Below are 13013 nucleotides of genomic sequence, written 5' to 3' on the forward strand. Positions count from 1 at the left end.
AAGGGGCAAGGATCTACAATAACGCCGAGCGGGTGTTTGCTCGGGAAGAAGCTCGGGTCTGACGCGTTTATCCGGCTGTTTATGCACTGTATTTTCCGCCAACGGGTCGATGGACGCCAAGTTTCTTCTCGTTTTTCTGACAAGGCGTTTTGCAATTCATCACAAGCGTGGCAGGCTGCCGGAATCAAACAGGTTGCGCGCGCCGGGTGCCGTGTATCCAAAAATGCCGGGCGCACTTCACCTGGGATTTCAAGGATTGCACCCCGGCCAAAAAGGGGTGATTTGTGAAAATTGGTTCGGGCGCTTTACTGGGGTCGCAAAAAAAGCCCAAACACCGGAAGCCACCACCCACACAACGTGTTGTCGCAGCCGGAGCTGTCGGCAATGTGCTGGAATGGTTCGACTTCGCCCTTTACGGATACCTAGCGCAATATATCGGACCGCTTTTCTTTCCCTCTGCCGATCCGCTCAGTTCGTTGCTCGCCGTTTACGGGACCTTTGCAGCCGGATATCTGGCGCGGCCTCTCGGAGGAATGGTCTTTGGCCATATCGGAGATGTATTCGGGCGGCGCTATGTCATGTTGATCTCCATCATGATGATGGGGATCAGCACTGGCCTGATCGGACTGTTGCCAACGGTCGATCAGGTCGGACCGCTTGCAGGTGTGTTGCTGATATTCTTGCGGATACTGCAAGGAATATCGGTTGGCGGAGAGTTCAGCGGGTCGATTGCCTACCTTGCCGAGCATGCGCCGGAAGGCAGGCGTGGAGTGTTTACCGGCATGGTCAATGTTGGCAGTATTTCCGGGTTCATCCTGGGGTCTGCGTTAACAACCGTCATGGCCAGTATCTTCACGACCGAACAGATGACCGGCGGCATTTGGAGATATGCATTCCTGTCCGGTCTATTCATCATGATTGTCGGGTTAATGCTGCGGCGGTCCTTGACGTTGCCGGACTACAAGGAGCCGGATGAGCGCAAGCTTGACCGCTCCCCGGTGATCGTTGCGATGCGCGATCACTGGGCCGGGATGATGGCAGTCGGCGCCCTCGCATTGTCGCCAGGTGTCTGCTTGTACATTGTGTTCGTATTTGCACCTGCATTCCTCAGCGAACAGCTTCATTTGGCACCGGGGCTTGCGCTCAACCTCAATACGCTGGCGCTTGTTGTCATGTTGATCCTGATCCCTGTGGGGGGCTATCTCGCTGATCTCCTGGGGCGGCGCCGTATCATTCTATGGGCTGGTTCGGCGCTTTTTGTTCTTTCTGTGCCGTTGTTTGTTCTGCTTGATCACGATTCATCTGTGATGATATTCGTCGCGCAAGGGACTTTCGCCGTGATCTTGGGGGTGTTGTATGGTGCCAACCCCGCCTTTCTGGCTGAAATACCGCCAAGAGCGGTCCGGGTAAGCGTTCTATCGATTGGCTACAATGCCTCCCTGGCGCTGTTCGCAGGCACTGCTCCTGCAATGGCGACCTATCTGATCCAGAGAACAGATAGTGTCGTGGCGCCAGCCCTGTACATGATGGTTTTTGCCGGCATGGGGCTCGTGGCAGCGCTGAAGGTCACTCGCAAGGGCAAAGATCTCGTGCACGAAAAGTCTCGATAGAACAAAGACTTGAGTGTATTAATTGTTTGCAGACCCAAGTTGGTACGATAGGGATTTGGCAGGTTTTTGCTGTGCCAGCCAATGTGTTTGCACGCTGATTGACTATCTTGCGGCCACCGCCAACACCGCACCGAAACCGATGAACAGTGCCCCGGCAGTGCGGCGGAGAATGGTCTGGGATTTCGGTTGCAGGATGAGTTGGCGCAGGTGGGTGCCAGCCGAAGCGATGAATGCATGATTTGCCCAGCACATTGCCGCAAGGGTCGACGACATGATCCCGACTGTTTCAAGTCTCACTCCGTGGTGAGGCATGAACTGGGGAAACAGGGCCGAGATAAAAAACATCATTTTCGGATTGGTCAGAGCCACAATGAACGCTTGCCGGAACAGTCTTCCATTGCTCGTGATCAGGTTGCTTCCCAGATCGGGCGCGCGCAGATGTGATTTGTCGGCCCAGGTCTTGATCCCGAGGAAGACAAGATATGCGGCCCCTGCCCATTTGACTGCTTCAAATGCCGTGGCCGACGTTTTCAGAAGCGCACTCAAGCCAAAGGAAACGAGAAACCCCAGTATTGCGACACCAATGGCGTTTCCGGTTCCAGAAACAAGAGTTGCGCGGCTTCCAAATCTCAAACTGTTGCTTATTGCAAGTAATACGGCTGGTCCTGGGGTCAGAGCCGGAACGAGTGCCATTGCAACAAACAGAAGCCAGGTTTCAATTGGCATCGGAAAAGCCCTTTTGGCTTTCCCACCGGCGCCTGTGAGGACGCACGCTGGTCGCGTTTCATGGGACCACGGCATTGGTCTTGACCTTCAACCGGATCGGCGTTCACGGGATATGGGAAATCAGGCCATTGACACAAGAGGTGTTTTTCCTGACCAAATCATGTCAAATTTGAAAATGTAACGTGGTGGATTTGGTCGCGCAGCGTGGTAGGCGGTTGCGTCCTGATCCAGCGCTGCCACGGACCTTCCAGAAGCAGTATGTGAACGTGGCGCTACCCGCGTCTATCTGCCCGCTGCCGCCATGGCCGCGCCGAAGCTGACGAACAGGCCGCCGGTGATCCGGCGTGTCAATGTCAGCCGCCTTTCGTTCATGATGAACCGGCGCAGCTTGTTGCCGGCAACGGCAATGGCAGCGTGATTGAGCCAGCATAACGCCGCATAGCTCAGCGACAGAAGAACGACCTGATCGAGGTGAACACCGTCCCGGGAGAGAAACTGCGGGAACAGGGCCGAAATCACCAGGATCGCCTTCGGGTTGGTTACGGAAACGGCGAGGGCCTGCAGAAACAGGGCGCGTTTGCTTTTTTGCGCGCCAAGGCTGCCATCCAGGGAGTTGAAGCCGCTCTTGTCACGCCAGACCTTGAAGCCGAGATAGATCAAATAGGCTGCGCCAATGAATTTCAGGATGGTGAAGGCAAGGGCGGATGTCGCCATGATGGCGCCGAAGCCGTAAGCCACCGCAAATCCGAGAATCACGAGACCAACTGCGTTTCCGGAAGCCGAAGCGAGCGTGGCATTGCGCCCGAATCGCAAGGTGTTGCTGATCGCGAGCAGGACTGCCGGGCCGGGACTGATTGCCGGGACGAGCCCCACCAGGATGAAAAGAAGCCAGGTTTCAAAGGACATTTGTCTGGACCTATCGCTCGCCCATGGATGTGCGGAAGCGGTTGACGCTTTCGGCAAAGCCGTAAATCAGGGCATCTGCCGTAAAGCCATGCCCGATCGACATCTCCCGGATAAAGGGGGCCCGTCTGACCAAGGCCGGAATGTTGTCGACGGTCAGGTCGTGACCGGCATGGACGCCCAGCCCCAGCGATTTGGCCGTGTCCGCTGTCTCGCCGATCCTTGCCAACTCCTTCGCTGCGCGATCAGGAGCGCCGTAGCAGGCGCCATAGGGGCCGGTGTAGATCTCGATGCGTTCAGCCCCGATCCGGGCTGCCTGTCTGGCAGCCTCCGGATCCGGGTCACAAAACAGGGCCACGGAAACGGCCCAATCCTTCGCCTGCGCAATCGCGTCCTGAAGCTCTGATGTATCAGCGTCGAATTGCCAGCCGTGATCCGACGTGCTCTGGCCCGGGTCATCGGGGACGAACAGAACCTGATCGGGGCGGGCTTCCTCGACCAGCTTCATGAACTCAGGCGATGGATAGCCTTCGAGGCACAATTCCTTGTTCGGGAAACGGTCTTCCATCAACTCGGCCAGATCGAACACATCCGATGTGCGAATGTGGCGCTGATCCGGCCGCGGGTGGATCGTGATGCCCTTGGCTCCCGCCTCCATGGCAATTGCAGCCATTCCTGTCACACTTGGCCAGGGCAGGTCACGGCGATTGCGTAAAACGGCGATGGCATTGACATTGACGGACAGGCGCGAAACAGCAGTCATGGGTATTCGGTTTCTGGGCTGATGTTGAACGAAGCGCGATTTGCCGCGCGAGGCCCGAAGGAATTTGACCCAAATGGCGTTGAAGTCAAACGGGAAATTGTCCGTAGGAACAATCCTGTTCCGATTGGGCGGCGATCTGCCTTCTCAAATCACGACCTGGGCGCCGATCTCCACGACCCGCCCGGCGGGCAGGTGAAAGAAGGCGGTGGTGTCGTCCCCGTTTTTGGCCAGCGCAATGAACAGACGTTTTTGCCACAATGGCAACCGGTCCCCGCGCCGCGCCCGCAGCGACCGGCGGGACACAAAGAATGACGTCGACATCATGTCGAACACCAGCCCTTGCCGTTTCGCCGAGGCAAGGGCCTTGGGAACATCCGGGTCTTCCATATAGCCGAAGTTCAGGGTCAGCCTTGTGAAGGTGTCGTCAATCGGGTCAATGATCACCCGGTCGTCCCGATCGACGCGCGGACGCGGCAGTGTCTTCACCATAAGGACAAAGTTCCGCTCGTGCAGGACCTTGTAATGTTTGAGACTATGCATCAGGGAGGTCGGCGCGTTTTCATAGTCGCCGGTCAGAAAAATGGCCGTTCCCGGCACGGTCTGGGGCGGGGATTTCTTGAGGGACCGTATCACCGTCTCAAGCGGCAGTTCCGCCCTGCCGGTCTTGTCTTTTGTCAGCGTGCGCCCGCGGGTCCATGTCCACATGACCAGCAAGACAAAGGAGGCGATCAGCAGGGACACCCAGCCGCCGTCGCGCACCTTCATTGCATTGGCGGTCAGGAATGTCAGGTCGACAAGCAAAAGCGGTCCGATGACGGCGGCGACGGCAAGACCCGACCACATCCATTTTCCGCGCATCACCACCGACAGCAGCACCGTCGTCACGACCATCTCACCGGTCACGGACAAGCCGTAGGCGGCGGCGATGGCCTCTGACGAGCCGAACCCGACGACCAGCAGCAGGACGCCAGCCATGACCAGCCAGTTGACCTGCGGGACATAGATCTGCCCCGGTTGGCTGACCGAGGTATGAAACCAGGTAAAGCGTGGCAGCAAATGCAGCTGGATTGCCTGCCGGGTGAGCGAGAAGGCCCCGGATATCACCGCCTGGCTGGCAATCACCGTGGCCACGGTGGCCAGCAACACCATTGGCAGGCGCAATTCCGCACGAACCATCTCGAAAATCGGCTGGGTGACCTGATCGCCGGAACCGAGCAAAAAGGCGCCCTGACCAAAGTAGTTCAGCACGAGGCAGGGGAAGACCAAGCCGAACCAGGCCAGCAGGATCGGCTTTCTGCCGAAATGCCCGAGATCGACGTAAAGCGCTTCGGCACCGGTGACTGCCAGGAAGGCAAGACCGATCATCGGCAGGGCGATCTCCCAGTGGCGTACCATGAATGCACCCGCTTCCAGCGGATTGAGTCCCCGCAAGACCGTCGGGTCGTCTGCCAGATGAGTGATCCCTGTCACACCGAGAACGGCGAACCAGAGCAACATGAAGGGGCCGAATATGATCGACACACGCCCGGTTCCGAAGCGTTGGACCGCGAACAGGGACACCAGAATCACAATCGTGATCGGCACGATATATTCGGCAATGCCGGGAGCCGAGACCTCCAGACCCTCGACGGCCGACAATACGGATATGGCCGGAGTGATGACGGCATCACCGAAAAACAGCGAAGCGCCGATCATGCCGATCACCATGCACAAGCCCGGGCGTTTGCGGGCGGCCGAGCGTGCAAGGGTCATGATGGACAGCGTGCCGCCTTCGCCATTGTTGTCGGCCCGCAGCACGATCAGTGCATATTTGATGGCGACCACAAGGGTCAGCGCCCAGAACACCATGGACAGGGCGCCAATGATATCGGCCGGACTGGGTGCGGCATCCCCTGACGTGATCTTGATTGCTTCGCGAAGTGCATAGATCGGGCTGGTGCCGATATCGCCGTAGACAATCCCGAGGGCGCTGATCGACAGCCAGAAGGTGGCGGGTTTTCCCGCTTCGTCTGTCTGGTCGTGTGTTCCGGACCTTGCCAGAACCGAACCTCCCCCCATGAGACTGTCTCCGCGTCGGCCGGATCAGCTTAAGCATATGGATTGGCGGTGCAACCCTTTGCCGGTCAGATATCTTCTTTCGGCTGGTACACGAGCCGGCCTCTGGACGGAAACGCCCGGTGCGCCGCAGAAATTGCCAGATCCGGCTGTTAGTGGCGTGAAAGACCCTGGATTAAAAAAATCCCCGGAATTCCGGGGATTTTAATCGGTAGCTGTGGGCTTACACCCGGTTCAGCAGTCTTGCGCGGATGGTGTTGGGGAGCGCGCGGATCTCTTCCAGAATCCGGACCGGGTCCTCGACCCGCGTGTCAACATCCATCACAACATAGCCGATCTCCTGATAGGACTGGAGATACTGGGAACAGATGTTCAACTCGTTGCGTGTAAACAGATCGTTCAGGGTCCGCATGGCACCTGGGGCGTTGTGGTGCACCTGGATGAAGCGGGTGACTTCCGTGCCTTTGGGCAATTGAACCTGAGGAAAGGACACGGCGCCGATCGTGGAGCCGACATCGGAATATTCGACCAGACGTTTCGAGACTTCCTCGCCGATCCGGGCCTGTGCTTCTTCCGTCGACCCGCCCACATGCGGGGTCAGGATCACATTGTCGAGACCGCGCAAGGGAGAGACGAACTCGTCCTTGTTCGATTTCGGCTCGACGGGGAAGACGTCGATCGCGGCACCGGCCAGATGCCCGTCCTTGAGGGCGGCGGCAAGCGCGTCGATATCGATGACCTTGCCGCGGGCGTTGTTGATCAGGAACGCGCCCGGCTTCATTGCCCGGATCTGTTCTTCCTTGAACATGTTGCGGGTTTCGGGCGTGTCGGGCACATGCAGCGAGACGACATCGGAGGCCTTGAGCAGGGCATCGAGGCTTTCCGCCGGCTTGACGTTGCCGTGCTGCAACTTGTCGATCAGGTCGTAATAGATGACCTGCAGGCCCATGGCCTCCGCCAGATTGGAAAGTTGCGTGCCGATATTGCCGTAGCCGACAATTCCGAGGGTCTTGCCGCGAACCTCGTGCGAACCGGCGGCGGTCTTCATCCACCGGCCGTCATGGGCGGCTGTTGATTTCGGGAAGATGCCGCGGAACAGCATGACGATTTCCGCAATCGTGAGTTCCGCAACCGAGCGTGTGTTGGAAAACGGGGCGTTGAAGACGGGAATGCCGCGCGTCAGGGCGGCATCGAGGTCGACCTGGTTTGTGCCGACGGAAAAGCATCCGATGGCGACAAGCGACTTGGCAGCCTTGAGAACGTCCTCGGTGACCTGGGTCCGGGAGCGGATGCCGAGGATCTGAACGTCTTGCAGTTTCTCGATCAGGGCATCCTTTTCAAGAGCATGCGAGAGAACTTCGACGTTGGAATACCCGTTTTTGTCGAGAATAGCCTTCGCGGTCGGCGAAATGCCTTCGAGGAGCAGCCAACGGATTTGGTTTTTCGGCCGGGACAGACCGTGCATCATGGCAAATGAGCCCTTTTTGGCGGGTTGATCCGGATCGCAAAGACATTGCGGTCGACGGATGGTGCGAAACACAAACACCGGCGTTCGCTACGGAAACGCCGGTGTCGTATACGCGCTGATCAGCGTCGCGTCCATAGCGGCGCGGCGAATAGAAAGTCCTCAGAGACCCTCCGGTCCCCGCTGGACTGCGGCGACGCCGGTCCGCGAGACTTCCACGAGTCCGAGCGGCTTCATGATCGAGATGAATTGCTCGATCTTGTTGGTCCGGCCGGTGATTTCGAACACGAAATGTTCGGTCGTGGCGTCGATCACCGTGGCGCGGAAGGCGTCGCCGAGACGAAGCGCTTCGAGGCGCTTTTCACCGGTGCCGGCAACCTTGACCAGCGCCAGCTCCCGCTCCAGCGGCTTGTCCTGCTTTGCGCGCTTGGCCCGGACGGTGAGATCGGTGACCCGGTGCACCGGCACCAGCCGGTCGAGCTGATGGCGGATCTGCTCGATGATCATCGGCGTGCCGGTGGTCACGATGGTGATCCGCGAGAGCTGCTGTTCGTGTTCGGTTTCCGACACCGTCAGGCTGTCGATGTTGTAGCCCCGGCCGGAAAACAGGCCGATGACACGCGCGAGCACACCCGGCTCGTTGTCGACCAGCACGGACAGGGTATGGGTCTCGGTTTCGTCGCTGACCTCGGCCAGAAAATAGGCGGACGGCGCGGACAGGTTTTGTGCGTTCATTTTCTTCTACCCCTCAAGCCTTAAACGAGTGCCTTGCCGGCGGAGCCGATGGCGTTGGCAACCGCCTCGTCATTGGCTTCGTCGGGCAGGAGCATTTCGTTGTGAGCCTTGCCGGACGGGATCATCGGGAAACAGTTGGCGAGATTGGCCACGCGGCAGTCGAACAGGACCGGCTTGTCGACGGCGATCATTTCCTCGATCGCACCATCAAGATCCGCCGGCTTGTCGACGCGGTACCCGACGCCGCCATAAGCCTCCGCCAGCTTGACGAAGTCCGGCAGGCTTTCGGTATAGGAATGGGACAGGCGGTTGCCGTGCAGCAGCTGCTGCCACTGGCGGACCATGCCCATATACTGGTTGTTCAGAATGAAGATCTTGATCGGCAGGCCGAACTGAACGGCCGTCGACATTTCCTGGATGTTCATCAGGATCGAGGCGTCGCCGGCAATGTCGATGCACAGCGCATCCCGGTGGGCCACCTGAGCGCCAAGGGCCGCGGGCAAGCCGTAGCCCATGGTGCCGAGACCGCCCGATGTCAGCCAGCGGTTCGGCTCCTCGAAGCCGTAGAATTGCGCGGCCCACATCTGGTGCTGTCCGACCTCGGTCGAGATGAAGGTTTTCCTGTCCTTGGTCAGCTCGTACAGCCGCTGGATCGCGTATTGCGGCATGATGACGTCTTCGTTCGGGCGGTAGGCGAGAGAGTTGCGCGCACGCCAGCCATCGATCTCGCTCCACCAGTCCTTGAGGGCCGCCGTGTCCGCTGACAGGGACGAGGACCGCCAGATCCGGACCAGATCCTCAAGCACATGACCGACATCGCCGATGATCGGCAGATCCACCTTGACGGTCTTGTTGACAGAGGACGGGTCGATATCGATGTGGATCTTGACGGAGTTGGGCGAGAAGGCATCGATCCGCCCGGTGATGCGGTCGTCGAAACGCGCGCCGACACAGATCATCAGGTCGCAATCATGCATCGCCATATTGGCTTCGTACGTGCCGTGCATGCCGAGCATGCCGAGCCAGTTGTCGCCGGAGGCGGGATAAGCCCCCAGCCCCATCAGGGTCGATGTGATCGGGAAATTCGTCAGGCCGACCAGCTCGCGCAGCAACTGCCCGGCTTCCGGTCCGGAATTGATCACGCCGCCGCCGGTGTAAAGGATCGGTTTCTTCGCCTTGGCCATCATCTCGGCGGCCATGCGGATCGCCTGGGCATCGCCCTTGATCTGGGGGCGGTAGCTCTTGTGGGTGTTGGCCGGATTGGCGGTTGGCCCCTGATAGGTGCCGGTCGCGAACTGAACGTCCTTCGGGATGTCGACGACAACCGGTCCGGGGCGGCCGGACATGGCCACGTAAAACGCTTCGTGCAGGACGCGCGGCAGATCGTCCACGTTGCGGACCAGCCAGTTGTGCTTGGTGCAGGGACGGGTGATGCCGACCGTGTCGCATTCCTGGAAGGCATCGTTGCCGATCAGGTGGGTCGGAACCTGCCCCGTGATGCAGACCAGCGGAATCGAATCCAGCATGGCATCGGTCAGGGCGGTGACCATGTTGGTCGCGCCCGGTCCGGATGTGACCAGAACGACGCCCGGTTTGCCGGTGGAGCGGGCGTAGCCTTCCGCTGCATGACCCGCACCCTGCTCATGGCGCACGAGAATGTGCTCAAGGCCATCCTGCTGGATGATCTCGTCATAGATGGGAAGCACGGCGCCACCGGGATAGCCGAATATCGTGTCAACTCCCTGGTCCTTCAGCGCCTGGATCACCATTTCGGCGCCGGTCATTTCCCGTGTCATTCTTGTCTTCCTCGCATTGGGCCGCTTTGCCTTTTGTCGGGCAAGTCCGGCCTTTTGGCTCTTTTGCAATCCCGTTTTGCATTGATCTCTGGCTGGGGGCGGGACATTGCGCAAGGTGTATCCGGTGATATCGGAGGGTTGAGGCATAAAAAAAGGCCCCACCGGGACCTGAATGCGCGCCAACCTGTTCCGAACGGCATCAATCCGTTCCGGCGGCGCGCTTTCCTACTACTACTAGAAGGAGGGACGTCATCAAGTCTCTCATTTCCTCAAACCATCCATCAATGCCCGGGCGCTGAAGGCCCGGATCACGACCCGGTGATCCCGTTTCATGATGCGCCGCAACCTAATCATGCGTGCTGGAAGGGTCAAGTGCAAATTTCGATTATTGCGCAGATGTAAGGCCGGGTTTTGAAAAGTTGCCGAATTGATGCCCGTTTTTTTCGGAGATTTTCATGCGGGCTGGCCGGTAAATCGGAAGGGTTGCAATCCTTGGGCGATAAACCGTTTTCCGGGGTGTGCGGGCGTTCTCGCAATTTTGGTTTGGTCAGCGCATGTGAATCATGCAAAAACTCTAAGTCAGATATTGCGAGTTGTCATACTCTTCACTGAAGTTATTGAGTTTCGGTGTTCGAGTTTCGCTTATTTGGGAGGAAGGCGTGCGCGAAGTGTTCAGTTTGTACCTCATTCGGCCGACGCGTTACGATGAGGAAGGCTATCCGGTTCACTGGATAAGGACCACAATTCCTGCCAACTCTTTGGCCTGTCTCTACGGGATCGCCGAGGATTGCCGCGACCGGCGGGTTCTGGGCGAAAATGTCGATTTGCGCATCCACAGTTTCGATGAAGGCAACACGCGTATCGTCCCGGCCGACCTCATCCGGAGAATTCGTGCTGACGGCGGACGGTCGCTTGTGTGTTTTGTCGGTGTCCAGACCAACCAGTTCCCCCGGGCGATGGATCTGGCCCGTCCGCTTCGTGCCGCGGGCATCGCGGTTTGCATGGGCGGTTTTCATGTCACCGGCTGCATGGCGATGCTGGACGAGATGCCCGGGGAGATGGTCGAGGCACGCGATCTCGGGATCAGCATGTTTTTGGGCGAGGCCGAGGGAGGGCGGTTCGATCCTGTCTTGCGCGACGCCTATGCGGGAGACCTCAAGGACGTCTATGACTTTGTAAAGGACTTGCCTCAGCTTCCGGGGCAACCGATCCCGCGTGTGGACAGGACTGTCATCGAAAATTCGACCATGGGCTACAGCAGCTTCGATCTCGGGCGCGGCTGCCCGTTTGAATGCACCTTCTGCTGCATCATCAATGTCCAGGGACGCAGCAGCCGGTTCCGCGCGCCGGAGGATCTGGAGAAAATCATCCGGGAGAACAAGGCCAAGGGCATCACCAAGTTCTTCATCACTGATGACAATTTTGCACGCAACCGGAACTGGGAGGCGTTTCTCGACCGCCTGATCCATCTGCGTGAAAAGGAAGGCTTCGATTTTACCCTGATCATTCAGGTGGATACGCTGTGCCACAAGATCCCGAACTTCATCGAAAAATGCGTCCGTGCCGGTGTGGATCAGGTGTTTGTCGGTCTTGAAAACATCAACCCGGACAATCTGGCGGCTTCCAAAAAACGCCAGAACAAGATCACCGACTACCGCGAAATGTTCCTGGCCTGGAAGCGGCATCCGGTCGTGATCACCGCTGGCTATATCATCGGTTTTCCGAATGATACCCGCCAGTCGATCCTGGACGATATCGACATCCTGAAGCGGGAGCTGGCGGTCGACATTCTGTCCCTGTCGATCCTGACGCCGCTGCACGGGTCGATGGATCACAAGAACGCGGTCGCGCGGGGGGACAAGCTGGATCCGGACCTCAACAAATACGACCTGACCCACGCCGTGTTCGAGCATCCGAATTTTGGCCCCGGTGAGCTGGACGCTGTCTACCGCGAAGCCTGGGAGCGGTTTTACACGCGCGATCATTGCCTGACCGTGCTGAAACGGGCAGCAGCGCTCGGCAGCAACAAGAAGATGACCACGGCCAACCGCCTTCTGCTCTACGGCGAGGCCGCGCGGCTTTACAATGTCTATTCACTTGATGGCGGGTTCTTCCGGCTGAAATACCGCAAGGACCGCCGGGCCGGGTACAAGCGCGAGAACTTTCTCTGGTTCCACCTGAAATACTGGCCGCGGTCTTTTGCCATCGGAGCCTGGCTGTGGTTCCGGCGCGGGCAATATGAACGCCTGACCCGGCGCATGTGGAAGGATGCAGCCCGGTTCGATTACACGGATGCGGCCATCAGCCATGCCGGCGAGGACGAATATACCGAGCTGGAGCTGTTCACCAAGACCCGCGGCGGGGTCGAGGCCGTGCACAAGGCGAAAAAGATCAAGTCGCTGACCGAAAGCGCCAAGAAGCGCAAGCCATTGCCTGCGACAGCATGAGCGGGAAACCCTTGGGGGAACCGGTTTTGCAAACGGGCTTTGGATAATGCTAAAAAAATGTCATAAAGGGGATTGCTCCGGCCGGAAAGGCGGCTTATATCACCGCCATCCGACGCGGCGCTCAACGCGCATCGCAGTCAGACGGGTGTATAGCTCAGTTGGTAGAGCATCTGACTCTTAATCAGACGGTCCCGGGTTCGAATCCCTGTGCACCCACCATTCCAAAGCCTTTGAAATTAACCAATATTTCGCGATTTTCACGCGACTTTCAAACGTGAACGAACCGTGAACGTGCGACTTTGTGCGACTTTTTAAAAGTCGCACGGCGATGTTCTGTTCCTGTTCTGTCCATGTGTGGCCGGGGAAGCATGCCCGGCTTGCAAGAGGCCGGGACTGGCCATCCGGCGGAAACGCGCGCCACTCGCCGCAGGAAAATCCCAACGTAACCTGCTCTGTTTTTGGGCGGACCTTGGGGCAGATTCCGCGTGTCCGTCCGGTAAACCCGGCCTTTTT

Annotated in this window: 10 protein-coding genes and 1 tRNA gene; 4 read left to right on the plus strand and 7 right to left on the minus strand. The window is 58.6% G+C overall.

All coding sequences use genetic code 11. The annotated features are described in order from the left end of the window. Both E1297_RS49785 and E1297_RS08595 read left to right on the plus strand, forming a co-directional pair. Positions 1-288: hypothetical protein (locus tag E1297_RS49785; protein ID WP_209015711.1), on the plus strand; the 288-nt coding region annotated here is incomplete at its 5' end. Beyond that, on the plus strand, positions 285-1610 hold the full coding sequence (locus E1297_RS08595; RefSeq protein ID WP_155136622.1) for an MFS transporter: 1326 nt from the start codon (positions 285-287) through the stop codon (positions 1608-1610). The genes E1297_RS49785 and E1297_RS08595, both read left to right, overlap by 4 nt. A gap of 102 nt (positions 1611-1712) precedes the next feature. On the opposite strand, the gene E1297_RS08600 is transcribed toward E1297_RS08595, so the two are convergent. From E1297_RS08600 to E1297_RS08630, 7 genes are all read right to left on the minus strand, one after another. Beyond that, entirely contained in the window at positions 1713-2336 is a 624-nt protein-coding gene (locus E1297_RS08600; protein ID WP_155136625.1) for a LysE family translocator, read from the minus strand. A 282-nt stretch (positions 2337-2618) separates the two neighbouring features. Next, complete coding sequence (locus tag E1297_RS08605) at positions 2619-3242, minus strand: LysE family translocator (RefSeq protein WP_155136628.1); 624 nt, start codon at positions 3240-3242, stop codon at positions 2619-2621. Between the two features lie 10 nt (positions 3243-3252). Further along, a complete protein-coding gene (locus E1297_RS08610; RefSeq protein ID WP_155136631.1) occupies positions 3253-4002 on the minus strand; it encodes a pyridoxine 5'-phosphate synthase in 750 nt (249 codons plus the stop codon). A 144-nt stretch (positions 4003-4146) separates the two neighbouring features. Next, positions 4147-6060: a potassium transporter Kup gene (locus tag E1297_RS08615; RefSeq protein WP_155136634.1), complete on the minus strand. Its 1914-nt coding sequence runs from the start codon at positions 6058-6060 to the stop codon at positions 4147-4149. 220 nt (positions 6061-6280) lie between these two features. Beyond that, the gene (gene serA, locus E1297_RS08620) at positions 6281-7525 is read right to left on the minus strand and encodes a phosphoglycerate dehydrogenase (protein ID WP_155136637.1); all 1245 of its coding nucleotides are present in this window, start codon (positions 7523-7525) and stop codon (positions 6281-6283) included. 159 nt (positions 7526-7684) lie between these two features. Continuing rightward, on the minus strand, positions 7685-8257 hold the full coding sequence (ilvN, locus tag E1297_RS08625; protein WP_155136639.1) for an acetolactate synthase small subunit: 573 nt from the start codon (positions 8255-8257) through the stop codon (positions 7685-7687). A 20-nt stretch (positions 8258-8277) separates the two neighbouring features. Next, the gene (locus E1297_RS08630; protein ID WP_155136642.1) at positions 8278-10053 is read right to left on the minus strand and encodes an acetolactate synthase 3 large subunit; all 1776 of its coding nucleotides are present in this window, start codon (positions 10051-10053) and stop codon (positions 8278-8280) included. Between the two features lie 659 nt (positions 10054-10712). Here E1297_RS08630 and E1297_RS08635 point away from each other — a divergent pair. Next, positions 10713-12500, plus strand: a complete 1788-nt coding sequence (locus tag E1297_RS08635; protein WP_368669495.1) for a radical SAM protein — start codon at positions 10713-10715, stop codon at positions 12498-12500. A 143-nt stretch (positions 12501-12643) separates the two neighbouring features. Beyond that, a tRNA-Lys gene (locus E1297_RS08640) sits at positions 12644-12719 on the plus strand. Positions 12720-13013 lie beyond the last annotated feature (294 nt).

It is taken from the genome of Roseibium sp. RKSG952, from assembly GCF_009711355.1.

Bases quoted from the DNA above. Each gene is read 5' to 3' on its own strand.
- E1297_RS08600 (WP_155136625.1), bottom strand. From the start codon at position 2,336: ATGCCAATTGAAACCTGGCTTCTGTTTGTTGCAATGGCACTCGTTCCG.
- E1297_RS08605 (WP_155136628.1), bottom strand. From the start codon at position 3,242: ATGTCCTTTGAAACCTGGCTTCTTTTCATCCTGGTGGGGCTCGTCCCG.
- E1297_RS08610 (WP_155136631.1), bottom strand. From the start codon at position 4,002: ATGACTGCTGTTTCGCGCCTGTCCGTCAATGTCAATGCCATCGCCGTT.
- E1297_RS08615 (WP_155136634.1), bottom strand. From the start codon at position 6,060: ATGGGGGGAGGTTCGGTTCTGGCAAGGTCCGGAACACACGACCAGACA.
- serA (WP_155136637.1), bottom strand. From the start codon at position 7,525: ATGATGCACGGTCTGTCCCGGCCGAAAAACCAAATCCGTTGGCTGCTC.
- ilvN (WP_155136639.1), bottom strand. From the start codon at position 8,257: ATGAACGCACAAAACCTGTCCGCGCCGTCCGCCTATTTTCTGGCCGAG.
- E1297_RS08630 (WP_155136642.1), bottom strand. From the start codon at position 10,053: ATGACACGGGAAATGACCGGCGCCGAAATGGTGATCCAGGCGCTGAAG.